Below are 24,830 nucleotides of genomic sequence, written 5' to 3'. Positions count from 1 at the left end.
ATACCAAAGAAATCTTCGACGGTTTCTGCCTTGATATTCGTTTATGAAAAGAATTTCCGGAATGTTGTCTAAAAATGAAAAAAATCGGCTTCTGCAAGAGAAACCGATTTTTTAGGATGACCCGTACGGGATTCGAACCCGTGTTACCGCCGTGAAAGGGCGGTGTCTTAACCGCTTGACCAACGGGCCAAACAAATATGGTAGCGGCGGAGGGGATCGAACCCCCGACCTCACGGGTATGAACCGTACGCTCTAGCCAGCTGAGCTACACCGCCATATTGTTTTGTGCTTCTAAGCACAAGTTATATAATACAAAGGTTTGTCTCTTTCGTCAACAGAAACTTTAATGTTGTAATTTTCTGACTTTTAAAGAGGGTGAGGATAATAAAAAAGCATCCGTCGGGATGAACGGATGCTTCATTTATTTTATAGAAAGCAGCAAGTTATCCTCTTCTTGCTCCGCGCCCTCCACGTTTTGATTCCGTATTGCGTTTTAAAGATGACAAGCGATCTTCGCTGTCTTTTAAAAACTTATTCATTTTCTGTTCAAAAGATTCTTTCGGACGGAAATCATTTCTAGGTCTGGCTTGCGGACGGTCTTTAGCTTTTTTAATAGATAAACCAATTTTCCCGTCTTTTTCAACGTTGATGACTTTCACTTCAACTTGGTCGCCGACTTTTAAGTGGTCGTTAATGTCTTTGACATAATTATCAGCTACCTCACTAATGTGAACGAGACCGGTTGAGCCTCCAGGCAATTCAACAAATGCTCCAAAATTTGTAATACCTGTAATTTTCCCTTGCAACTTGCTGCCAACTTCAATCGACATAAAAAAAGTGCTCCTCCTTAGGCTTATAAAAAGATCGTTTGCTTAATTATACCTAAATAAAAATTTAAGTGTCAACAAGGCTACTTGCTCTTCTTCTCCACATTGAAGATAATTTCTCCGTCTCCAGACATGAATAAGTCCCTTCTGGCAAGCTCTGTGACGTAATCCTCATCTTTCAATTTGGATATTTCTTCTTTTAAATCCGTTTGTTTTGTCTTTAAACTTTTCAGTTCTTTTTCAAGCTGTTCTTTCTTTTCTTCTTTTGCACTAAGGGAAGATGTTTGGGACCATACAGAGCTTGCCAGCACAATTGCCGTCAGGAATACTAGGGCGCCGAATACAGTTAACCGTCTGTACAGCCCTTTGCGTCTTCGTTTCTTCAGCTGATTTTGCCGTTCTACTTGTTCTTTATAGTCGTTTTGTATTTCAGTTATCGTTCGTTCCCTGGAAAAATTCAAACCAGACGGTCCTCCTTTCATTTCTTCAAAAACCGTGTAATGGTCGTTCTTATGGTTATCAATAGTTTCTTCTTCTTTTTGAGAAATCCTGCACCTTTTTCAAAATAACGTCTAAAAGTTAGACGCATTTTCACAGGAAGAAGTTTCAAACATTGTTTCGCGATAAAATGGATCGGAAAACACAGAACCATGACTATTTTATATAGACACAGCAGGAGAAAACCTATCAGGCTGTATGTTTTCTTGAATAAAAATGCCGCCAGCCAGATGATCGCTCCGCATGTCCACACAATAGGACGAAATAACACGTGCTGAATGAGTTTTTTGAAGAATTGATAAACAGAAACAACAAGGTAAATGACGAATTTCAGTATTTTTATATAGATTCGTTTGCAAAGGCTCTGATACGTCGCAACGCCCAGCAGAACCGCTAAAAAGATGTAAATCCTGAATTCTCCCTCATTTACATGAAGCAAGACATAAAAGAAAAGCAGCCCTTGCACAATCCAGAAAAGAATATCATGAATAAATAATAGCCATCTGGCTGTTTTGGCACGAATGACAAAGAGCCGGTATGTATCAAGCGAAGCACCAAGCCAGAGACCCATACCGGACATCGCCAGCATTGTATAGAATTGTGTGGTCAGCGTCATTTAAACAACTTGCTAAAAAACCCTTTAGCTTTATCCCCTTGTTGTTCGTCTAAGTACACTAAATCAAATACCCTGCCTTTAATCGAAACAATCCCTTTTTCCACATCAAGATTTTTCATCTGCAGGTTTTGGCCTCTGACGGAGAGCATTCCCATCACCGTTTCCAGCAGGAATTCTTCGTTATCAAAACTCTCCACATGCTTAACCCCAGAAATATCTAAATGCTTCCGGCCTTTCATTGTCACATCATGCTGTTCCGGAACAGACGAAGAACCTTTTTGATCATAATATGAATTCATCTATTCAGCCCCCATATCCTCGATACTTTTATTACTGCATTGTATGAGGTGGGGGATTTTTTTAGAACAAGCCTATTCGCCGAGTTTTTCTTCTTTTAGAATCGTGTACATGTTTGCAGCTTCTTCTTTTTTCGTCATGTCTTTCAATTCATTAACTTGAACCGTTACAAGCTTTTGGCCGAAGCGGACCGTTAGTTCATCTCCCGGTTTTACGTCAGAGCTAGCTTTAGCTTGGTTTCCGTTAATAGAGATTCGTCCTTGGTCAGCTACTTCCTTCGCTAGTGTACGCCGTTTGATCAGCCGTGATACCTTCAAAAATTTATCTAATCTCATATCTATGATCTCCTCTCAGTTTCTTTTGCTTCATTCCACAGTTTGTCCATGTCCTCAAGGGACATATCAGCCAACTCGACTCCCTCTTCCTTCGCTGTTTCCTCAATGTACGAGAACCGTCTCCGGAATTTGTCATTAGTCATGGCCAGCGCTTCCTCTGGCTCTATTTTGTAGAAGCGCGCTACATTCACCAGCGCGAACAAAATGTCGCCAAACTCAGCTTTAAGATTGTGTTCGTGAGGAGCTTCAGAAACCTCAGAAGAAAACTCCTTCATTTCCTCACTTACCTTTTCCCAAATATCGCTGACGTCTTCCCAGTCAAAACCGACCTTCGCTGCTTTTTTCTGCAATTTAGCAGCTTTCGAAAGAGCTGGAAGGGTTTTCGGTACGCTGTCTAGTAACGATGATTCAGATGTATTTTTTTCGGCCTTTTTTATATCTTCCCAATTGGCCAAAACATCGTTTTCATCCTGAACCTTAACATCTTTAAACACATGGGGATGTCTTCGGACCATTTTTTCACTGATTCCTTTTATGACATCATCAATTGTGAAATAACCTTCATCTTCACCAATTTGCGCGTGAAGCAAGACCTGAAGCAAAACGTCACCAAGCTCTTCGATCATATGGTCTGTGTCTTCTTCGTCAATAGCTTCGAGAAGCTCATAACATTCTTCAATCATGTACTGCTTTAATGACTGATGCGTCTGCTTTTTATCCCACGGACATCCATTAGGTCCGCGAAGCTCTCTGATGATGCTTCGGAACGTGGAGAATTCGTGATAAAGCAGCTTCTCTTCTTTAATCGGCGGAATATACACACTTGTTAAGTTGTTCAAGGCGACATTGCGGTCCAGCTCAAATAATGGCACTGTCTTGATCTCCTCGCCACGGCTGCCTGCTGCAGTCACAATGACGACCTCATAATCATCAGGCAGCTTCTCCATCAATGTCAGCTTGACTTCAGAAGCCGTCATTTGGTCGTAAACCTGACATATGATCAGATGATGTCTGAGCTCAAGCTCATCCGCAGACAATGTGCCGGCATCCACAAATTGAAAACCTTCAATCGGGTCAATTTGCAAGGCATTGAATGTGGCATCAAGGAAACTTTGTCCACCCGCGACTTTCACTTGAACGTTTTCCTTTTCCTCCCGCTCCGTCAGCAGCTGAACTGTTTTTTCTGCGACAAAAGGGTGTCCCGGCACAGCGTAAACCACGTCCTCACGCCGCGCCGCTTCAAAGAGGATATCTGCAATTTCTTCATATACCGCCTCGAACTGATCATGTTTCTCATATATATCGTCAAAGTAACGGATGTTCTTCGTTTCTTTTTCAAGCTCCTCAATTAAAGGATGATCCTTGGTTCTGACATACAGCGTATCTGCCTTCGTCAGCAGCTTGTATATACCAATTGTCAACTGGTCCATGTCTCCGGCACCAAGTCCCACGACTGTAATTTTACCCGCCATTTTGTTCTCTCCTTCTCATGAATTTGCTTAACTTGCTGCCGAATGGCACACTGTTCAGCTCTTCATCTGTAAATATTCCCAATCTCATCATACAATAAATAAACACCGCGCCACCAATGGCAACAGCAGAAAGGCTCTCAATCACAGCCGCTCCTCTTCCTGTTGCAGGAAACAAGAAAGTCCATAGACGCGTATACGCAAGCAAAACAGCTGACATCAAAAGAGCAGATCCAATAATCGGAATCAAAACGCCTCTAAGCTTATCGAGCCATTCCTTTTGCCGAAGCTGATACAAGTTAAGGCCGGCGACAGCCGCAAAGGAAGCCGCTGTCGCAAGCGATGCGCCTTCAATCCCATAGCGCGGAACCAAAAGTGTGTTTAACACCCATTTCACCGCAACACCCGCGCCCACCGCTATCGCTGGAAAAACTGTGTACCCCGCGCCCTGTAAGACTGCCGCTGCCGTTACTGCCAAAGATGCAAACAAAATGGAGCAGCTAAATACTTGTAACGCACCTGTCCCTTCTCTATTTTGAAACAGCATGATATTAACCGGCTTTAGAATGCAAATCAACCCAGCCGATGCGCCTGTACCGAGCACAAGGCATAGTTTCAAAGATGACGTGATTTTTTCTTTCATGATCTTCAGCTCTTTGTTTTTTACAGCCATAGAAATATACGGAACGAGTGACGTCGCAATGCTTACCGCGAAAATTGAACCGAGCTGCAGCAAGGGTTGTCCCCGATCATAGATCCCCTTTAGGCGTTTTGCTTCTTCGCTTGCCTCACCACCCGAAAGCAATGCATATAAATTCAAAGCATCAACAAGCTGGATAAACAAAAGCAGCAAACTGCTTACACAAATTGTAACCGAATATAAAAGCAGTTTTTTCGTCAATTCTTTTGTTGTGATGACATTTTCGTTTTGCCTATCCGTTTGGTTTTCTCTTTTCGTTTTGAACCAAAAAAACCCCAGTATCACCAATGCAACCAAACTTCCAGCAAGAGAGCCTGAAGCGGCTGCCGCTCCCGCAGTATAAAGCGAGGCTCCCTTTTTCACGAGCCAAAATGATAAACCCAAGAGCACCGCAACACGCAGAAACTGCTCTGTCATCTGTGATAAGGCTGAAGGGAGCATTTCGTGCCGCCCCTGAAAACCGCCTCTAAGCAACGCGACAAATGGGAACAGCAGAAACGCGCATGCGGCCACTTGAATTAATACGGCTAGATGCGAATCCCCCATAAAGAGTGCAATAGGAACAGCACCCAGATATAAACAAAGAAATAATAAAATACCGATTAAAGACAAAAACAACGCTGATATTTTTAATATGGTGTGATGATTTTTTTCACTATAATCATTCATCAGCTTTGAAATAATGACTGGAAATCCTGATGTGGACAGCATGACCGCAATACCAAGAAAGGGATATACCTGCTGATATATATAAAATCCAACATCGCCGACAATGTTTTGAAACGGGACTCTGTAAACAGCGCTTAAAATTTTTGTGATGACGCCTGCCAGAATTAAAACAAAAGCCCCCTGCCAAATCCAATGCCGTTTAACGCCTATTGAATCGTCCATCCAAAAGCTCCTTCCCAACGTCAGGGGCAATACGGTTCACGTATTACCGCGGCACAAATAAAAACGAGGTTATTATACCACATCCCAACCCTTGGATTCCTTTTTCGGCACGCATGAAAAAGAACAGCGTCCCAAGGAGAGCTGTTCTTTACATACCTATTTTCGAAGAAAGGAATAAGACCTACTGTTCCATTTGACGAGCCAAAAATCCAGCTGCTGTTTCAACGGCTTTATGCTCTACTTCGCCCATTGTCTGATCTTTTGAAAAGATCACCACAGCACCTATCGGATCACCGTTCGCCACAATTGGGCCGACAGTATAAGAATTCATGTCCTCATCAATTCCATTCACAAGCTGTACTGATTTCGCATCACTCTCAAGCACGGAGCTGCGCTGATCCATTGTTCTTTCCAGCATTTCGCTGATTGACTTGTTTAAGTAATCTTTTTTGGAGCTGCCGGACACGGCAATATATACATCACGATCACAAATCAGCACTGAATGGCCGAGGCTGTCGTAAAGCGCGTCTGCATACTCCTTTGCAAAGTCTCCAAGCTCACTGATCGGAGAGTACTTTTTCAAAATTACTTCTCCGTCACGATCTACAAAAATCTCAAGCGGATCGCCTTCCCTGATTCTCAGAGTTCTTCGAATTTCTTTAGGAATCACGACCCGACCTAAGTCATCAATACGACGTACGATACCGGTTGCTTTCATCTCTGGTGCCTCTCTTTCATTTGATGGTATATACATGTGGGAAAGACCTAAAGCAGTTACTTTATGTACCTTCCGCCTCGCTTGAAATTAGTATCCGTCACATCAAATGTAATATACACCAGAGAGTAACAAAATTTACGTTGATGAAATAGTTTGCTTTTTCACATCTTTTAAGCCCTTCAGCATGCCCAGCACGGTGTCGAGCCATTCATCGGCACTACGGCCTTTCGTCTGTATGGAGATTTTGAGTTTTTTCCCTTCCATTCCCAGTCCGATTTGTCTGCCATATTTATTGCCAAGCTCAAACAGCTTCTGTCCGTCAATTTCAGCACTTGCTTCTTCAGAAATCGTCAATCTGACAGCATCTTTATCCTGCTTAATCAGCTCGACACGTTCCTGTCTCGCATAGACTTTCATTTCTGCAACAGTAAACAAGTATTCGACTTCTTTTGGATAGTTTCCAAAGCGGTCGATCATTTCATCTTGAAGCTCATTCTTCTCTTCGATTGTCGCCACAGACCTGAAGCGTTTATACATATCAATTTTCTGTTTGCCGTCTTGAATATAAGTTTCCGGAATATACGCATCAAGCTCGACATCAATTTCTGTTTCAAACTGCTCTGTCTTCGCTGTGTCTCCTTTACGCTCCTCAATGGCCTCCTTCAGCATTTGTGAATAGAGGTCAAATCCGACCGAATCGATGAAGCCATGCTGCTGGGCACCAAGAAGATTCCCGGCTCCGCGAATCGTTAAGTCACGCATTGCGATTTTAAAACCGGAACCTAGCTCTGTGAATTCTTTAATAGCCTGCAGCCTTTTTTCAGCCACTTCTGTCAGCACTTTATCCCGGCGATACGTGAAGTACGCATACGCCACACGGTTAGAACGACCGACACGCCCCCGCAGCTGGTAAAGCTGAGAAAGTCCCATCTTGTCGGCGTCAAATACGATCAACGTATTGACGTTCGGGATGTCCACGCCAGTTTCGATAATGGTTGTGCTGACGAGAACGTCTGATTCTCCTTCAAGGAAACTTAGCATAACGGTTTCTAATTCATTTTCTGTCATTTTCCCATGAGCATATGCTACCTTCGCGTCAGGGACTAGCATTGAAATTTCATCCGCTTTCCGCTCAATGTCCTCTACCCGGTTGTACAAGAAATAGACCTGGCCTCCGCGTGCAAGCTCACGTTCAATCGCCTCTCTGACAAGAGCGCCGTTATATTCCACAACATACGTCTGTACGGGGAAGCGATTTTCCGGCGGAGTCTCGATGACTGAAAGATCCCTTACGCCAAGCATAGACATATGCAGCGTACGAGGAATCGGCGTTGCTGTTAACGTTAATACATCAACATTGGCTTTTATTTGCTTGATCTTTTCTTTATGGGTTACACCGAAACGCTGCTCTTCATCAATGATGAGGAGCCCTAAGTCTTTATACACGACATCCTTTGATAGCAGCCGATGCGTCCCGATGACGATATCAACCGTTCCGTTTTTCAGCCCTTTGATTGTTTCGTTTGCTTCTTTTCTCGTTCTGAACCTGCTGAGAAGGCCGATATTAATCGGATAGTCCTGGAAGCGCTCTTTTATGGTTTCATAGTGCTGCTGTGCCAAAATTGTTGTCGGAACGAGCAGAGCTACCTGCTTTCCGTCACCGATCGCCTTAAACGCGGCACGTATGGCAACCTCTGTTTTACCGTAGCCCACATCTCCGCACAGCAAGCGGTCCATCGGACGTTCTCTTTCCATGTCTTTTTTGATTTCGTGAATAGAACGGAGCTGATCCTCAGTCTCTTGATAAGGGAAAGCCGATTCGAATTCCCGCTGCATCTCATGGTCAGGAGAAAACGCATAGCCCTTGCTCGCTTCTCTTTCGGCATACAGCTTAATTAAGTCATCAGCAATATCCTGAACGGATGTCTCTACTTTTTTCTTGACCCGCTTCCATTCACTTCCGCCTAATTTATACAGCTTTGGCTCTTTTCCTTCGGAGCCAACATATTTTTGGACCTGATCAATTTGTTCTACAGGGACGTAAAGCTTGTCACTTCCCTGATAATGTATATTTAAATAGTCTTTATGAATGCCGTTGATTTCAAGAGTCTCAATCCCCAGGTATTTTCCGATCCCGTGATTAATATGAACGACATAATCTCCAATTTGAAGCTCAGAATAGCTTTTGATGCGCTCTGCATTGGTAAGCTTCTGTTTTCGCGGCTTCTTCTTTACACGGTTTTTGAACAGTTCTTCTTCCGTGATAACGGCAAGCTTCATTAACGGCAGCTCAAATCCCGATTGGAGCTCGCCTTCCATGATATAGACCTGTCCCTGAACAAGCGCTTTTTTGCTGTCTGTCACGGCGGCCTCGATATCATAATCAGCCAAAACAGATGACAATTTCTGTGTACGTTCCTTGTTTGCTCCTAAGAACACAACAGTGAAATTTGATTTTTTAAAACGCTCCATTTCGCCCGCAAGCACGTTCATTTGGCCATGGAAACTCTGCATTTGCCGGCCTGACACATTGACAATATTTTGCGGGCTTGTATGGTGTACATGCCGCAAAAATAAAGAGTAGTACAGCAGAGGCCGTTTTTGCTCAGTCACTATTTTTTGGAAGCTGAATGACAAACGAATGTCATGCAAAATCTTCCCTTCCTCAAGAAGATTTGTTATAAACTCCGCTTCTTCTTTTTGAAGCTGTTCTTCCATCTCATGAATCCGACTGACTTCATCCAAAATCAGAAGTGTATTATCAGGTGTATAATCTAGTAAACTAGCAGGCTTTTCATAGAAATATGAGAGATACTTCACGAGCTCCTGATCTGTCTGGCCTTCAGACAAGCGTTCTTTATCGTGAGAAATATTCGCATGAAGTATTTCTTTTTGTTTGTCAGCTTTTAATTTTTTCAAGCTCGCGGCAAGACCACTATCGATTTTCTCCATCGCCCGCGCTTTTTCTTCCGGTCTGATAATTAATTCCTTCGCGGGACCGATATTGATCGAGGTAAGGGTCTCAATTGACCGCTGATCATCTGAATTAAAGCTGCGGATTGAATCCACCTCGGTGTCAAAAAGTTCAATTCTCACCGGATTCTCTGAAGTCAACGGATAAATGTCAATGATTCCACCGCGAATACTGAATTCCCCGGGCGCAGAAACCATATCAGACCGCTCATATCCTACCTCTACCAGCTGTGAGGCAAGCTGGTCAGGTTCGATATCATGGCCTACTTGAATGAGCATCTGGCTGCTTTTCCACACCTCTACAGGCGGCAGCATTCTTCTGATTGCAGCTACCGGAGCAACGACAATTGGCGCTTCTCCATTCGTTAGTCTATTAATGACATCTAATCGCTGCGCCCGCAATTCAGGGCTTGCAACTGCGATTTCTGATGAAATGAGTTCATTGACGGGGTACAAAAGGACAGACCGATCCTCTAGAAGTGAAGTCAGATCATCTGTTACTTTCTGGGCTTGATATAAGTTATGGGTGATTAGAAAGATAGGCTTATTCGTTTCATTAGCCAGAGCAGAAGTAAAAACAGAACGCGCGGACCCCGACAGACCCGCGAGCAGCTGTTCCTTCAGGCCCTCGTGTAAACCGTTGATGATGGATTTAAAGTCATCGCTTTCTTTTATAAAGGTTTGAATGTTGTCCATATGGCCCCTCCTCTCTGTTTCCTGTGAGAACAGAAAAACGCTTTGGTCTAGTGTCTACACCAAAGCTTTTTATTGAATAAATGTGTGATATTCGTGGTAATGCGGATTTCGGTCAAGCGCCTCTTGGCAGTCTTCACATATCGTCAAAACATGGACATCTCCATTTTCTTTATAAGAAATCATATCGTTTCTTTCCTCATTTGTTAAGTGCTGAAATCCAAGTGAGTCTGTCGATACCATTGAAGATTCGAGACTGCCTACTTTCACTCCGCAATGACGACAATAATAATGCAAAGCCATACAAGGGACCTCCTGATGAAAAAGTCATTTTGGTGTAGTATGGACTTTGTTGTTACATTTTATACCTTTGCGTTAAATTCGTTCATGACTTCTAAAAACGGTTTACTCAAAGAAGCCTCACAAGCCTTCACAGATTTATCAACCGCTTCTTCGATCTCAGGTGCCTCCTCCTTGGTAAAGGAGCCTAACACATAATCAACGACCTTCATGCCGTTTACAGGCCTGCCGATTCCGATGCGGATACGGTCAAACTCGGATGTACCAAGATGCTGGATCAGTGATTTGATGCCATTGTGCCCTCCGGCGCTTCCTTTCGTTCTTAAACGGATCTTGCCAGTAGGAAGGTCAAGGTCGTCGTAAATGACTGTCAAATCTTCGTTATCGACATCATAGTAGTCCATTAAAGGCCGCAAACATTCTCCTGATAAATTCATATATGTAAGCGGTTTAACAAGTAGAACCTTTTTGCCGGAAACAAATCCGGTTCCGTATAATCCGTTAAATTTATTTTGATTCAGCTCTATATTCCATTCCTTTGCAAGCTGATCTATCACCATAAATCCGACATTATGCCGTGTATTTTCATAGTTCTTCCCCGGGTTTCCGAGACCGGCAATCACAAGCATGGCGAATCCTCCCTTAGTCACATAACTCCCGTCTTCATAAACGGGCTATAATTCTTCTCATTCTAGCACAAAAGACGTAACCGCGGGAGGGTTACGCCTTAAGCTATTATTGTTCGTTTTCACCTTCTCGCTGAGCATCGGCAGATTCCTCTTCATCGACCTCAGCTGCTTCCTGCTGCTGCGGAGGAAGGATTGAAGCCACAACCTCATCTGATTCATGATTAAAGGAGTAGTCACCGCCAGCAGGCAAATCTGCAATCGTCAGTACTTCATTTACATCGAGGCTTGAAATATCAGCCTCAATCGTTTGCGGAATGGCTTTTGGCTTGGCCTTTACAGTAAGTGCATATAACGGCTGCTGCAGTACGCCTCCGTTTTTCACTCCAATGGCTTCTCCGGTCAGATGAATCGGAACTTCCACTTCAATGTCCTCACTCATATTAACTACTTGAAAATCAGCATGAGTGATTTCATTTTTCAACGGGTCCGTCTGCAGGTCTGTTACCATGACTGAGTGTTTTTCTCCACCGACCTCAAGCGTAATGACTGCATTTTTGCCTTCGTCCCTCAGCGTTTTGATGAGCTCCACACTGTCTAATGACACAGGTTTGTTGCCCGTATCCTTCCCATATATGATACCTGGAACATGTCCTGAAGTACGGATATTCCGAAGAGACGAACGAGTAAAGTCCGTTCTTTCTTTTGCCGTTAAAGTTGCCATATTCAGCACCATCCTATTGTCGTTTTAGTTGTCCTATTACAAACAATACCCATAACGATAAGGATTTAAACCTCGAAAAATGGTTTAGCTGAACAGATAGCTGACTGATTGCTGCTCATGAACGCGAATAATCGCTTCGGCCAGAAGCGGTCCGACTGAAAGCTGCTTAAAGCGTTCAATTTTCTTTTCTTCAGGAAGCTTGATGCTGTTTGTCACAACAAGCTCTTTAATTGTTGAATTATTAATCCGTTCTACCGCAGGGCCTGATAGTACAGGGTGTGTACAGCATGCATATACTTCTTTCGCTCCGTTTTCAACGAGCGCATTAGCAGCAAGTGTAATCGTACCTGCAGTATCAATAATGTCATCGATGAGGATAGCAGTCTTCCCTTCGATGTTACCTACAATATTCATGACTTCCGCCACGTTTGGACGCGGACGGCGTTTATCGATAATCGCAATTGGCGCTTTTAGTCGGTCAGCCAGTTTGCGGGCACGTGTCACACCGCCATGGTCTGGTGAAACAATGACGATATCTTCAAGATTTTTACCTTCAAAATATTCTCCTAAAATCGGAACACCCATTAAGTGGTCAATCGGTATATCAAAGAATCCTTGAATTTGCGGCGCATGCAGGTCAAGTGCAATCACACGAGTCGCACCGGCTGTTTCAAGCAGGTTAGCGAAAAGTTTAGCTGTGATTGGCTCACGGGATCTTGCTTTTCTGTCTTGACGCGCATAACCGTAATAAGGAATAACAATGTTAATCGTTTTTGCAGAAGCGCGTTTTAACGCATCTACCATAATCAGCAGTTCCATAATATGCTCGTTAACGGGGTCACTTGTAGACTGGATGATGTAACAATCACATCCGCGAATACTTTCTTCGATATTAATTTGGACTTCCCCGTCACTAAATCTTGTGACAGAACATTTCCCTAATTGAACTCCAACTATATCTGCGATTTCTTTTGCAAGCTCTGGATTCGAATTCAAAGAAAAAATCTTTAAATTCTTATCTCCGTATTGATTAGACATGGATAAACCTCCGAATTTAGGATTATTTTTTATGAATATTTTTCACATAATCGTCTTTATTTACTTGTCTCGCTCTGGCAATAGCAAGTGCTTTTCCAGGTACATCTTCCGTAACAGTTGAACCTGCCGCCACATAAGCGCCTTCTCCGACTGTGACAGGGGCAACCAAGTTGGAATTGCAGCCGATAAACGCGCCATCTTCAATTTTTGTCAAATACTTATTCTTTCCATCATAATTGACAGTAATTGAACCGCAGCCCAGGTTTACATCAGTGCCTACCTCAGCATCGCCGACATAGCTTAGATGAGATGCCTTGCTTCGGTCTCCGAATTGAGTCTTTTTAATTTCTACAAAATTCCCGATCTTCACTTCATTCCCGATGACAGAATCAGGTCTGATGTGAGCAAAAGGTCCTATGTTTACATCATTCCCCACTTTACTGTGATTGACTACCGATTGTTTAATAACCGTACGGCTGCCAATGGCACTATTCATAATCTCCGTATGAGGGCCAATAATCGTATCTTCTCCGATTTGCACCTCACCTTTAATCACAGTTCCAGGGTAAATCACAGTATCGCTTCCGATAACAGCGTCAGGAGAAATATACGTATTCATCGGGTCGATCAACGTCACGCCATTTTGCATATGCCGTTTATTAATGCGCTCTTTCATAAATTGTTCTGCCTGAGAAAGAGCAACTCTATCATTAACTCCGAGCGTTTCTTGGAAATTACCAGTCTGGTAAGCGGCAACAGTTTCGCCTTCATTTTTAAGAATCTCTATGACATCCGGCAAATAATACTCGCCTTGGGCATTATCATTAGACACCAGATCAATAGCCCGAAATAGCGCTTCATTGTCAAAACAATACGTACCGGTGTTGATCTCAGTTACAAGACGTTCTTCTTCAGAGGCGTCCTTATGCTCAACGATTTTTTGAACCGCTCCGTTTTCGCTGCGAATAATACGGCCGTATCCGGTTGGATCTTCTGCAACCGCAGTTAAAATCGTAGCTTTCGCTTCTCTTTGTGTATGTTCTTTCAGCATCTGTTCCATCGTCTCTGCTGTCAAAAGCGGCGTATCTCCGCAAATGACAATTGTGACGCCTTTTTCGTCAGCAAGAAATGGCTGTGCCTGTTTTACCGCATGAGCAGTGCCAAGCTGTTCTGCTTGAAGCGCGTACTCGCTTTTATCACCAAGCTGCTTTTTCACTTCTTCCGCACCATGTCCGACAATCGTGACAAGCTTCGATAAAGATAATTTTAAGGCTTCGTCCACGACGTGCTCTACCATAGGCTTACCGCAAACTGGATGAAGGACTTTATAAAGCTTCGATTTCATTCTCGTTCCTTGTCCAGCCGCTAAAACAACTGCAAACCGCTTATCCATTTATTGGCCTCCAATATCCCTTTTATCCATAGAAAAATATATCCTAAATATCTTCTGATTTCAAGGAGACTTCATGAAGTGCAAGAATTTTCTATTGAATGCAACTAAGTTTGAAAAATCAGAATTAAAAAAGGACCGCCGGCAAAAGGCTTATGTCAGCCCTTTCAGCAGTCCTTGCTTTTTGGTTATTTTTTAAGAAGCTCCAGCTTCTTCGAATTCTAATGCTTCAGTGTCACCCAGACGATGATACTCATTTAACACGGCATCTTGAATCTTTCCTCGCGTGCTTGAATTAATAGGATGAGCAATATCGCGGAACTCTCCATCAGGGGTGCGTTTACTCGGCATCGCAACGAAAAGACCATTGTTTCCATCAATCACACGAATATCATGTACAACAAATTCGTGATCCAGCGTGATGGATGCAATCGCTCTCATGCGACCATCGGTATTCACGCGGCGTAATCTTACGTCAGTAACTTCCACAGTAGTTCACCACCTTTTCCCTATATAAAAGCATTAGTGTATCAATTCCACGATTTTTTCTGAAATCCTGCTCGTTTTTAAAATATTTTTTGAAAAAATAGGATATAGTTACACAATTAGGTCATAAAGCTTTCATTTCGGGCATAAGGTAAATAAAAAAGTGATCCCGGGCTCTCCCAGAATCACTTTTCTTATTATTTCACCAGTGCAATAACTTCAATCTCGACTAACGCATCCTTCGGGAGTCTCGCGACTTCAACACAAGATCTCGCCGGTTTGTGAGTGTCAAAGTATTGTCCGTACACTTCGTTTACTTCCGCAAACTGTTCCATATCCGCGATAAATACAGTTGCTTTTACAACTGTTTCAAAAGAAGCACCCGCTTCTTCCAGAACCGCCTTTAAATTGCTGAATACTTGATGAGTCTGCTCCTTAATATCGCCGTTCACCATTTCGCCTGAAGGAGTCAAAGGGATTTGGCCTGAGCTGTAAAACATATTGTTGACGATAATCCCTTGTGAATAAGGCCCGATTGCCGCTGGGGCATGTTTTGTGTGGACTGCTTTTGTCATGATTCTGTCTCTCCATTCTTTAAAAGATTGTCTTTAAAAAAACGCAGAAAATTGCCATTCTGAATTTCAATGGACTTCTCTTTCATGTTGATGGTTGAAAGAGTAAGAAGTGACATATATTCGTCAACAAGACGTTCATCTACTCCTTCGGCTTCAACTAAGACGCCGATTCCCGCCACATTTGCGTTAAACTCATCCAACAGATTAATCATACCATTAATGGTGCCGCCTGCTTTCATAAAGTCATCAATAATGAGTACGTTTGACCCCGTTTTCATGCTTCTTTTCGCAAGTGACATTGTTTGAATGCGGTTTGAGGAGCCTGAAACGTAATTAATGCTGACTGTGGAGCCCTCTGTTACCTTATTGTCTTTACGAACGATCACAACAGGTACATTCAAATAACTTGCAGCTGCATACGCAAGAGGGATGCCTTTCGTGGCAACGGTCATGACAACATCAATTTCGCGCTCTGCAAACACGGAAGCAAACAGCTTCCCTACCTTGGAGAGTACAGATGGCTTTCCTAAGATATCCGTTAAATATACATAACCGCCCGGAAGGATACGCTCAGGATTTGCCAGCGACTGTCCAAGTGTCTGCACAAACTCTTCAGCTTCAGCACGCTTCATTTTCGGAATATATTTAACGCCTCCGGCAGCTCCGGGAACAGTAAGCAAAGTACCAATCCCCTGCTGTTCAAAGGTTTGTTTAATAATTGTTAAATCTTCACTGATCGATGATTTTGCAGATTCATACCGCTCAGAGAAAAAGGTTAGCGGTATTAACTCGTGCGGATGGGTTAACAAATAATTTGTTAAGTCCACCAATCTGCCGCTGCGACGAAACTTCATGAACTTACCCCCAAAATCCGAATATTTTAAGATCAATATAACTTAACATACGGATTTAATCAAGAGCGTTCTGTTCGCCGATCATTCTCACCGCATAAACTTGATCGCAGAAGCCTCTTAACCCGTTATAAATTCTCTGCACCTTCGACTCATACTGAACCAGTCCAAACACTGTCGGGCCGCTCCCGCTCATTAACACGGCATCTGCACCAAAGCGTTTCATCTGGTTTTTGATCATCGCAACTTCAGGATGCATATCGAGTGTAACAGATTCAAGCACATTGCCTAAACGGCTGCACATCTTCTGAAAACTCTTTTCTTCTATCGCCTCGATCATGCCTTGTACATCAGGATGCTCTATACCATCCAGTTTCAGGGCTCTGTACACTTCAGCAGTTGAAACACCAATTGTCGGCTTCGCTAAAATGACCCAGCAGTGCGGAGGCGTGCTGATATGTTTAATTTTCTCGCCGCGCCCTGTTGCTAATGCAGTTCCGCCATAGACACAAAATGAAACGTCAGAGCCAATTTCCGCTCCAAGCTCAGCAAGCGTTTCCGCAGACAGATTTAAATTCCACAGTCTGTTCAGCCCTCTGAGCGTCGCCGCCGCATCACTGCTTCCGCCGGCAAGACCGGCAGCCACCGGAATTACCTTCGTAATCATGATGGAAACTCCCTTTTTCACGTTGTATCTGTCCTTGATCAGCTTGGCAGCCTGATAAGCTAAGTTTCTTTGGTCATCAGGCACAAATCGGTTGTGGGAGGAAACCCTCACTTCATCCTCTGCAAGCTCCGTCAATTCAATTCGATCAGCTAAATCAATTGTCGTCATGATCATTTCGACTTCATGATAGCCATCCGGGCGTTTTCGGGTGACGTCAAGTGACAGATTGATCTTAGCTGGCGCTTTTTCTAAAATACGCATAGCTTTCACCTACTTCTCCATCTAAACATAAGTATGAACATTGTATCACATTTGAAGTACAGGATGAACATATCCATATTCAGCCCATTATGTATTTATATCCAAAATAAAAAAACCAGGGAACAGCACGTCCCCCGGGTCACATCCTTATCGGTTATTCTGATTCTGAGCCATTTGCTGTTCGGCGATTTCAATGGCACGCTTCACCATGTTACCGGCATCGCGGGCCCGAATTTCACCCCAGCCGCCATTTTTTACTGTGTCATAAAAACCAAGGTCTTTAGCCAGCTCATATTTAAACTCATCTGACATAACTCCACGACGTCTGCCCAAACGAAACAACCCCTTTTTTAGAAGTGATAGCCATTCGTGCACGTCACGATAATATGTGACTGTTTTATCTTTTGTTAAATCAGATGGAACTTTCGTTAAAATTATTGGAAACCAAAAAAGGGCAAAACAAAAAGCAGTAAACAAAAGGTTCACTGCCCGTTAAAATGCCACTGAGCTTGCGGCGTCATCATTAAATGTCAGCTCAACAGTCTCAGTCAAAATATCAGCATAACTGTATGAAACTCTTTCAAACGAGTTCTCGTCTTGATCTAGTTGTATCACAAAAACAGAAGGGTACGTCTCAGCTAAAATGCCCGAACGCTCAATCGTTTTTCGGCGGCCACCGTTTGCTTTTAACGTCAGCCTTTTACCTAAATTCCCATCAAGCGATCTTTTAATATCGGACAACGTCTTCGCCATTGCATCCACCTCACTACATTTATTGTACAACACGAGCCCATTTTTGTCAAATAAAATTTAAATTATATCAACGTTAATAAGACGTTGTCAATAAAATTATTTTGACAAAATTCTATGATTCCTCAATTATGTTCCGCAAGTTTCGGTAAATTATGTATCATTATGCAAAATAAAAAACCCGCATAGCTCTCCTATGCAGGTTTTCAACTGTTAATTGGACTTATAAGGCATACCAATTCTCAGAACTCCTCTTGTTTCAATACCTCCAAGCCCTTTCTCTCTTGTCAGCGTATTACGGAGCACTTCCCATACATTAATCCGTTCCATAAACGGCGTAAAGCTGATCTTCGCGACGATATATACCGGATCAAGCGCATGAATATTGACTCTTGATGGCGAACTCGCAAAATTCGCACCCGCTCTGATGAGTGATTCAAAATGGGATTGGCAAGCCCCCGCAAAAATAACAAGCTGATCTAAGTGAGGGATCTTTTTTCGGGCTGTTTGAACTGTTTCAACAAAGTGCTTAGAATGTCTGTACGCATTCAAATCATCAATACCGCCCTTTTGCTTCGAGTAAGCATCATGCCCTGTGATCACCAGGATGTCAGGTCGATATTTGTCGAGCAATTCTTCAATAGAAGCAGACATTTTCTTTTCATGGCAATGGATGCCATAGACCGGCACTCCAATTTTTTTATAGACATTCAGGCATTTTTTCAGATATGCTTCATCGCCATCCAGATGAAGCACTTTGCCCGGCATATGGAAATAATGCTCCTGATGCTGATATTGGCTTGTCGCATAGTACTCCTGTTTTTCTCTGAGCAGCTTATAATCCTGGCGGAGCAATTCGAGCGACTCATTCATTCTGCTCTCATCTTTCTTTTTCCGCATCATCTGCTCATCTTTTTTCACTGCTACCAGATCAGAAAAATCCGAATCAGCAATCAGCCTGACTTCATCTCCATGCAAAATGGCAATTGAATTTCCTTTGCTTGTTTGCTCTATTCCTATAATTCGAAACAAAACATCCATCTGATAGGATTTTCTGGCTACCATATCCCCTATTTGAAATTGCACATTCCTCACTCCACACATAGACTAAGCCTCATCATGAAAGAAAGAGCCTTGAGAAAGCGCCTTTTTTCGCTGAGTCCAAGTTTTTTCTTATCATTGAATGAAAGGTCCTTCTCTAGCCTATGTAGCGGCAGTCCATGTGGTGCGCAAAACAAAAAGCCCTTTTAGAAAAGGGCTTTATACAATCCGTTAGACAGCGCTGCGAACTCCTCAATAGACAGGGATTCACCTCGGCGCTTACCGTCAATATTTGTTTCTTTGAGCACTTGCTCAATCGTTGATTTTTGTGCTTTTCCTTCAGGCAGATTGTTAACTAAGTTATTGAGCAGCGTTTTACGGCGCTGTGCAAAGCTTGCCTTGATGAGCTGAAAGAAAAAGGATTCGTTTTCCACGTCCACTGCCGGGCCGTCTCGGAGAACCAGACGGATGACTGCGGAATCGACATTAGGCTGAGGAACAAATACGGTTTTCGGAACGATCATCACCGTTTTGGCTTCTGTATAAAACTGCACCGCGATTGAAAGCGAGCCGTACTCCTTAGATGAAGGATCAGCCGCCATGCGCTCAGCCACTTCTTTTTGCAGCATGACCACAATTCCTTTCAGCGGAAGATGTTCTTCAAGCAGTTTCATGATAATCGGTGTTGTTACGTAATAAGGAAGGTTGGCAACTACCATAATCTCATCACAATCTTGAAATTGTTCTTCAATGACCGATTTGACATCAGCCTTTAACACGTCCTGATGAATGACAGTGACATTGTCATAAGGTGACAGTGTATCCTTCAGAATCGGCAATAATCGCTGGTCAATCTCAAATGCCACGACCTTTTTCGCCCGCTTGGCAAGCTGTTCGGTTAAAGCCCCGATTCCCGGGCCGATTTCAATGACACCTGTTTTCTCCGTCACTTCCGCGTGATCGACAATTCTGTTTAAAATGTTCGTATCAATTAAGAAATTCTGTCCTAAGCTCTTTTTAAAAGAAAAACCGTATTTCTTCAGTATCTCTTTCGTTCTAATCGGTGTCGCAATATCTTTATTCATTCTGTTCCTCCCGCATAACGGTATCGAGCGCGCTCATAAAATCACTTTTTTTAATTTGAAACATTTGCAGCCGTTTTTGAAGCTGTTTGCCATTTGTATAGCCGATTTTCAACAGATCACCCAGTCGTTCCCGGCGGCGTTTGGCCGCAGGTCCGCCTATTAGTCCGGCATGAATCAAATCCTCAGCTGAAATGTCACTCGGCTGCGCTTCCATCTCCTCATGCACATTTTCTAAACATGCCCTAATGCTTTCAACCGATGCATGCTCCACACCAATTCCCCGCTTGTTTTTAGGTTTGGCAAGATGTTTTGGCAAAAATGCATGCTTACAGCCGGGTACAGCCTCTGAGATGGTTTTGCGAATCTTCTCTCCCGGAAAGTCCGGATCCGTTAAAATAATGACGCCTCTGGTCTTCTGGGCCAAACGGATTTGGTCAATCACATGATCATCGATGGCTGAACCATTTGTTTCAATTGTGTCTGCATCAACAGCCAATTTGATGCGGGCCGTATCATCACGCCCCTCGACCACAATGATCTCTTTAATTTTCATTATTTCCTCCAAGACAAAATAAAAACTTTTGTATATTCATGAAACTTTTTCTTATGTCGAGCGTCTAATAAGCAGAAAATGCACTTTGTCTATTATAACGAAAAAAACAGAGGGCGCAAAACCCTCTGAATACATAAGTATATACTAATTTAAGATTTTAATTTTGACTGTTTTATTTCCCCATCGGTACGCCGATGATTTCTCTGGGAAAAAGACGTCTATCTTGTTCCCTTTAATCGCTGAACCGGTATCTGCAGCAATGGCATATCCATAGCCTTCCACGTGGACTTTGGAGCCTAGCGGAATGACATTGGGATCCACAGCGATGACTTTGGCATTCGGATTATTTTTTAAATTGACGCCTGTCGCTGTATGTCCTGAACAACCGCTGCAGCTTGCCGTATAAGCCGTAGATGATACAGTCATGACTTTGCCTGTTGATTCATTGCTGCGGGACACAACTGTTTTTGAATCACCTGAAGCACTGACCGTTTCAACTTTTGGACTGCTTTGCTTTGTGCCGACAGCAATCACTTTATCTTTGCTTTGTTCAGCTGTTTCTTCTTTTACAAGCTCTCTGGACACTTCTTTACCGTTTTCTTTAACGACTTCGAAATGTTTTTTTAGCTTGCCTTCTTTTCCTTTTTGGACGACCTTTTCTTTCCCTTTTTCAAGAGAAGCGTCTTCTTGTTTTTTCACATCGAACGCAATCTTCTCTTCAACTACATCGGTGACCTTTTCGATACGAGTAATTGTAATATCAGCCTTTCCTTTCGTCAGCTTTGCATCTAACGCAGGCTTGATTTTATCTTCGTCTTTTATGTTCATCTTTTGCTGTTTTAAAAAGTCAGCGACCGTAGTCGAAGTCGTCCAGATCTTCTTTTGTTTCCCTGCATCATTCACAGTAACCTGAAATGCGGGCTCTATGTTAATCTTCATGTCTTTCGAAATATCTGTATCTATTGCAGGATCAATTTGATCTTGTTCTTTCACATCAACATCTTGTTCGTCCAGTAATGCACCGACCGTTTTTGCTGTTGACCATAACGTCTTTTCTTCCCCGTTTATTGTAAGCTTCACAGGTTTTGCAGCCTCATACACAACGTCCATGTCTGCTGTTATCTTTGTCTGTTTAGCAGGTGTGATCTTGTCTTCGTCTCTTGTCTTTATATCAAGCGTCTCCAAAAGATCACCGACTGTATTTGCATGTGTGCGTATATGTTTCTTTTTGCCATTGATAGAAACTGAGACTGATTGTTTCGTCAGCTCATGAGCCGCGTACGCAGTCCCGCTTCCTGCCAAAAGCAAACAAGCAGCAACCAGAATGACTTTGCTTTTGCTAAGCTTTACGGAAAACAGCTTTTTCATTTTTTGTGTGATGAAAAACGCCTCCTTCTCCTCGGAGAGATTATATAGAGTATCTAAAAGGCTGTCAACCCTCCCTTCTCTTTCTCCCAAAAGCTCAGTGTCCTCTTCATTATCCTGAAATACACTGAGAAACGGAAGAAAGACTTGTCGACAAACCTATCCTATGAGGAGAAGAAAGCATGTAGAACTTTTATAGAAAAACGCTGTAAGGGACAAGCTCTTACAAAACCCGCTAGCGTTTTTTGTCAGTTTATACGGAAAAGTCTTTTCGCATTTTCAGTCGTGATTGACGCAATCTCTTCAAAGGTCATTTCTTTTAATTCGGCGATTTGTTCTGCCACATATTTCACATAGCTTGGCTCATTTCTTTTCCCGCGGAAAGGGTGCGGTGTGAGAAACGGGCAGTCCGTTTCAATCAGCAACCGGTCATTGGGAATTTCCTTCACTACTTCCTTCGGTTTCTTCGCATTTTTAAATGTCACCGGTCCTCCAAATGATAAATAAAAATTCATTTTCATGCATTCTCTTGCCACTTCCGCACTTCCTGTAAAGCAGTGCATGATTCCGCCCACAGCTTCTGCGCCTTCCTCTTTCAAAATGGTCACGACATCCTCCGTTGCATCACGGTTATGAATGATAATAGGCAAATTGACCTCTTTCGCTAAGGCGATTTGTTTTCTAAACACCTCTTTTTGAATATCTTTAGGTGATTTATCCCAATGATAATCCAGTCCCATTTCCCCTATCGCTACCACTTTCTCATGAGCAGAAAGCTCTTTAATCCACGCTAAGTCTTCCTCTGTCATGTCAATAGCGTCAACAGGGTGCCAGCCAATGGCTGCATAAATAAAATCATATTCCTCAATCATTTCCATCGCACGGGTAATCGTCGGACGGTCAAAACCAACTACGACAATTCGTTCAACTTTTTCAGCTTTTGCCCGTTCAATAACCTCATCCAGATCAGTATCATATTGTTCTGCATTTAAATGCGCGTGAGTGTCAAACAACATAAGTGAAAAACTCCTTTCTTGTCGAAACACAAAAGGTGTTCGACGAATTGTTACACGTGAAACACCTTTTGTTTATCATTATTTAATTCTTGTGCCTTTTGGTAACGACTGATCGATAGATACGACCTTTAAAACGCCGTCTGCTTCTCCTGCAAGGATCATACCTTGAGAAAGCTCTCCTCTGAGTTTAACCGGTTTTAGATTTGTTACACAAACGAGTTTTTTTCCAACAAGCTCTTCAGGCGTATAATGCTTCGCAATGCCGGATACCACTTGGCGCTTTTCAAAACCAAGATCAAGCTGCAGCTTCAATAAACGGTCTGCTTTTTTCACTGGTTCTGCCTCAATGACCTCAGCTACGCGAAGCTCTACATCCATAAATTGATCAATCGTAATTTCAGGTAAACGATCGACCTCTTGCGGCTTTTCTTCTTTTGTTTCTTCTTTCGCTGGTGCCGAACCTTGCATTTTCCCTTTGATGTAAGCAATTTCTTCTTCTGCCTCTAAACGAGGGAACAATGGCTCGCCTTTTTGTACTTTTGTATCTTTCAGCTGGCCGAAAGTTGTAATGCTGTCCCAAGCTTTTAGAGATTCATCGGTAATGCCCAGCTGCTCGAACATTTTTTCCGGTGTTTTTGTTAAGAATGGCTGAAGCAGTACCGCTGAAATACGCAATGATTCAGCGAGATGATACATAACTGATCGCAATTCTTCTTCTTTTGCCGGATCTTTCGCAAGCACCCATGGAGCTGTCTCATCAATGTATTTGTTTGTGCGGCTGATGAGCTGCCATAAAGTCGAAAGTGCTACCGAGAACTCCATATTTTCCATTGCTTTCTCATAAGCTTTCACTGTTTCTTCAGCAACAGAAGTGAGCGTTTGGTCAAATTCCGTAACAGCACCTTTGTAAGAACCGATTTGTCCGTCAAAATACTTATTGATCATCGCAACAGTACGATTCAATAGATTTCCTAAATCATTCGCTAAATCATAGTTGATTCGCTCAACAAATCCTTCCGGCGTGAAAACACCGTCAGATCCGAACGGCACTTCACGAAGCAGGTAATAGCGAAGCTCGTCTAAACCATAGCGTTCAATTAATGTAACCGGATCTACAACGTTTCCTTTTGATTTCGACATTTTTCCGTCTTTCATCAAAAGCCAGCCATGCGCGAATACCTGTTTCGGCAACGGAAGATCCAGAGCCATCAGCATAATTGGCCAATAAATAGTATGGAATCGTACAATCTCCTTACCGACCAAATGAACATCGGCAGGCCAATATTTTTGATAAAGCTCACCATTTTCTGTATCATAACCGAGTGCTGTTAAATAGTTAAATAGTGCGTCAATCCAAACATATACAACATGCTTTGGATTTTCCGGCACCTTCACGCCCCAATCAAAAGTGGTGCGTGATACTGCCAAATCCTCAAGTCCAGGTTTGATAAAGTTATTAATCATTTCGTTTTTGCGTGATTCTGGCTGAATGAATGTCGGGTTTTCTTCATAGTATTTCAGAAGACGATCCGCGTATTTCCCCATGCGGAAGAAATAAGATTCCTCTTTGATCAATTCAACTGGGTGACCGCTGTCAGGGCTTTTTCCGCCGATGACCTCTCCCTTTTCATTCCGCTCAATATCAACGAGCTGAGTTTCCGTGTAGAACGTTTCATCAGGGATGCTGTACCAGCCTTCATACTCATCAAGATAGATGTCCCCGTTATCAAGAAGCTTTTGAAACACCTTTTCAATGACAACTTTATGCCGTTTTTCTGTCGTGCGGATAAAGTCGTCGTTTGAGATTTCAAGCTGCTTCCACAGTTTTTGAATATCTGCCGCTGCGCGATCCACATACTCCTGAGGTGTAATGTTTTCCTGTTCAGCTTTTTGCTGGATCTTTTGTCCATGCTCGTCCGTTCCCGTTAAATAGCGAACATCGAACCCTTTTAATCTTTTGTAACGTGCCATTGCATCTCCCGCGACTGTCGTATATGCATGGCCGATATGTAATTTTCCGCTCGGATAATAAATCGGTGTTGTAATGTAAAATGTATTGTTTTCTTGCGGCATCTTGAAACCTCC

Annotated in this window: 26 protein-coding genes and 2 tRNA genes; all 28 read right to left on the bottom strand. The window is 42.9% G+C overall.

Annotated elements, in window-relative coordinates; all coding sequences use genetic code 11:
• Positions 1-117 precede the first annotated feature (117 nt).
• Positions 118-189, bottom strand: a tRNA-Glu gene (locus NSQ09_RS05870).
• A 9-nt stretch (positions 190-198) separates the two neighbouring features.
• Positions 199-275: transfer RNA gene (locus NSQ09_RS05865), tRNA-Met, on the bottom strand.
• 168 nt (positions 276-443) lie between these two features.
• Positions 444-830 carry a S1 domain-containing RNA-binding protein gene (locus tag NSQ09_RS05860; protein ID WP_003218379.1) on the bottom strand — a complete coding sequence of 129 codons (387 nt, stop codon included), beginning with the start codon at positions 828-830 and terminating at the stop codon, positions 444-446.
• An 80-nt stretch (positions 831-910) separates the two neighbouring features.
• Positions 911-1,288, bottom strand: coding sequence for a cell division protein DivIC (gene divIC / locus NSQ09_RS05855; RefSeq protein WP_003243211.1), 378 nt, complete (start codon positions 1,286-1,288; stop codon positions 911-913).
• Between the two features lie 17 nt (positions 1,289-1,305).
• Entirely contained in the window at positions 1,306-1,941 is a 636-nt protein-coding gene (gene yabQ, locus NSQ09_RS05850; RefSeq protein ID WP_341030638.1) for a spore cortex biosynthesis protein YabQ, read from the bottom strand.
• On the bottom strand, positions 1,938-2,240 hold the full coding sequence (yabP, locus tag NSQ09_RS05845; RefSeq protein WP_003226714.1) for a sporulation protein YabP: 303 nt from the start codon (positions 2,238-2,240) through the stop codon (positions 1,938-1,940). Before yabP ends, yabQ begins: the two co-directional genes overlap by 4 nt.
• A 72-nt stretch (positions 2,241-2,312) precedes the next feature.
• Entirely contained in the window at positions 2,313-2,573 is a 261-nt protein-coding gene (locus NSQ09_RS05840) for an RNA-binding S4 domain-containing protein (protein ID WP_272515820.1), read from the bottom strand.
• 2 nt (positions 2,574-2,575) lie between these two features.
• Positions 2,576-4,045 (bottom strand): nucleoside triphosphate pyrophosphohydrolase, encoded by a 1,470-nt coding sequence (gene mazG, locus NSQ09_RS05835; protein WP_088272136.1) that lies wholly within the window; start codon positions 4,043-4,045, stop codon positions 2,576-2,578.
• Positions 4,035-5,633, bottom strand: a complete 1,599-nt coding sequence (locus NSQ09_RS05830; RefSeq protein WP_341030636.1) for a putative polysaccharide biosynthesis protein — start codon at positions 5,631-5,633, stop codon at positions 4,035-4,037. The genes mazG and NSQ09_RS05830 overlap by 11 nt, the downstream gene beginning before the upstream one ends.
• Before the next feature lie 181 nt (positions 5,634-5,814).
• Positions 5,815-6,351: a stage V sporulation protein T gene (gene spoVT, locus NSQ09_RS05825; protein WP_003218365.1), complete on the bottom strand. Its 537-nt coding sequence runs from the start codon at positions 6,349-6,351 to the stop codon at positions 5,815-5,817.
• A 135-nt stretch (positions 6,352-6,486) separates the two neighbouring features.
• Positions 6,487-10,020 carry a transcription-repair coupling factor gene (gene mfd / locus NSQ09_RS05820; protein ID WP_341030635.1) on the bottom strand — a complete coding sequence of 1,178 codons (3,534 nt, stop codon included), beginning with the start codon at positions 10,018-10,020 and terminating at the stop codon, positions 6,487-6,489.
• Positions 10,021-10,089: 69 nt separating this feature from the next.
• A complete protein-coding gene (fin, locus tag NSQ09_RS05815; RefSeq protein WP_003243417.1) occupies positions 10,090-10,320 on the bottom strand; it encodes an anti-sigma-F factor Fin in 231 nt (76 codons plus the stop codon).
• Positions 10,321-10,379: 59 nt separating this feature from the next.
• Positions 10,380-10,946 carry an aminoacyl-tRNA hydrolase gene (gene pth, locus NSQ09_RS05810; protein ID WP_003226727.1) on the bottom strand — a complete coding sequence of 189 codons (567 nt, stop codon included), beginning with the start codon at positions 10,944-10,946 and terminating at the stop codon, positions 10,380-10,382.
• 106 nt (positions 10,947-11,052) lie between these two features.
• Positions 11,053-11,667 (bottom strand): 50S ribosomal protein L25/general stress protein Ctc, encoded by a 615-nt coding sequence (locus NSQ09_RS05805; protein WP_341030634.1) that lies wholly within the window; start codon positions 11,665-11,667, stop codon positions 11,053-11,055.
• A gap of 84 nt (positions 11,668-11,751) precedes the next feature.
• Entirely contained in the window at positions 11,752-12,705 is a 954-nt protein-coding gene (locus NSQ09_RS05800) for a ribose-phosphate diphosphokinase (RefSeq protein ID WP_003218353.1), read from the bottom strand.
• Positions 12,706-12,727: 22 nt separating this feature from the next.
• Positions 12,728-14,098: a bifunctional UDP-N-acetylglucosamine diphosphorylase/glucosamine-1-phosphate N-acetyltransferase GlmU gene (gene glmU / locus NSQ09_RS05795; protein ID WP_017696375.1), complete on the bottom strand. Its 1,371-nt coding sequence runs from the start codon at positions 14,096-14,098 to the stop codon at positions 12,728-12,730.
• A gap of 192 nt (positions 14,099-14,290) precedes the next feature.
• A complete protein-coding gene (spoVG, locus tag NSQ09_RS05790) occupies positions 14,291-14,584 on the bottom strand; it encodes a septation regulator SpoVG (RefSeq protein ID WP_003218346.1) in 294 nt (97 codons plus the stop codon).
• Between the two features lie 194 nt (positions 14,585-14,778).
• A complete protein-coding gene (ridA, locus tag NSQ09_RS05785; protein ID WP_003226738.1) occupies positions 14,779-15,156 on the bottom strand; it encodes a 2-iminobutanoate/2-iminopropanoate deaminase in 378 nt (125 codons plus the stop codon).
• On the bottom strand, positions 15,153-16,010 hold the full coding sequence (purR, locus tag NSQ09_RS05780) for a pur operon repressor (protein ID WP_041054354.1): 858 nt from the start codon (positions 16,008-16,010) through the stop codon (positions 15,153-15,155). The genes ridA and purR overlap by 4 nt, the downstream gene beginning before the upstream one ends.
• A gap of 55 nt (positions 16,011-16,065) precedes the next feature.
• Positions 16,066-16,935 carry a 4-(cytidine 5'-diphospho)-2-C-methyl-D-erythritol kinase gene (gene ispE / locus NSQ09_RS05775; RefSeq protein WP_003226742.1) on the bottom strand — a complete coding sequence of 290 codons (870 nt, stop codon included), beginning with the start codon at positions 16,933-16,935 and terminating at the stop codon, positions 16,066-16,068.
• Between the two features lie 147 nt (positions 16,936-17,082).
• Positions 17,083-17,268 (bottom strand): small, acid-soluble spore protein, alpha/beta type, encoded by a 186-nt coding sequence (locus tag NSQ09_RS05770; protein WP_003218333.1) that lies wholly within the window; start codon positions 17,266-17,268, stop codon positions 17,083-17,085.
• Positions 17,269-17,427: 159 nt separating this feature from the next.
• Positions 17,428-17,688 carry a biofilm formation stimulator Veg gene (gene veg, locus NSQ09_RS05765; protein ID WP_003218330.1) on the bottom strand — a complete coding sequence of 87 codons (261 nt, stop codon included), beginning with the start codon at positions 17,686-17,688 and terminating at the stop codon, positions 17,428-17,430.
• Between the two features lie 210 nt (positions 17,689-17,898).
• Entirely contained in the window at positions 17,899-18,771 is an 873-nt protein-coding gene (gene prtG, locus NSQ09_RS05760) for a sporulation-specific protease PrtG (RefSeq protein WP_014475574.1), read from the bottom strand.
• A gap of 161 nt (positions 18,772-18,932) precedes the next feature.
• Positions 18,933-19,811: a 16S rRNA (adenine(1518)-N(6)/adenine(1519)-N(6))-dimethyltransferase RsmA gene (gene rsmA / locus NSQ09_RS05755; RefSeq protein ID WP_041054370.1), complete on the bottom strand. Its 879-nt coding sequence runs from the start codon at positions 19,809-19,811 to the stop codon at positions 18,933-18,935.
• Positions 19,804-20,364 carry a ribonuclease M5 gene (gene rnmV, locus NSQ09_RS05750; RefSeq protein WP_015253010.1) on the bottom strand — a complete coding sequence of 187 codons (561 nt, stop codon included), beginning with the start codon at positions 20,362-20,364 and terminating at the stop codon, positions 19,804-19,806. Before rnmV ends, rsmA begins: the two co-directional genes overlap by 8 nt.
• Positions 20,365-20,508: 144 nt before the next feature.
• On the bottom strand, positions 20,509-21,822 hold the full coding sequence (locus NSQ09_RS05745) for a ubiquitin-like domain-containing protein (protein ID WP_015715099.1): 1,314 nt from the start codon (positions 21,820-21,822) through the stop codon (positions 20,509-20,511).
• A gap of 155 nt (positions 21,823-21,977) precedes the next feature.
• Positions 21,978-22,745, bottom strand: a complete 768-nt coding sequence (locus NSQ09_RS05740; RefSeq protein ID WP_014478595.1) for a TatD family hydrolase — start codon at positions 22,743-22,745, stop codon at positions 21,978-21,980.
• A gap of 78 nt (positions 22,746-22,823) precedes the next feature.
• On the bottom strand, positions 22,824-24,818 hold the full coding sequence (gene metG / locus NSQ09_RS05735) for a methionine--tRNA ligase (protein ID WP_129137410.1): 1,995 nt from the start codon (positions 24,816-24,818) through the stop codon (positions 22,824-22,826).
• Positions 24,819-24,830: the final 12 nt, after the last annotated feature.

The organism is Bacillus sp. FSL W8-1202, from assembly GCF_038006165.1.
Lineage (GTDB): Bacteria > Bacillota > Bacilli > Bacillales > Bacillaceae > Bacillus > Bacillus subtilis.
Note: the sequence above shows the minus strand (reverse complement) of the source record. Positions and strands in the feature narration are given on the sequence as shown.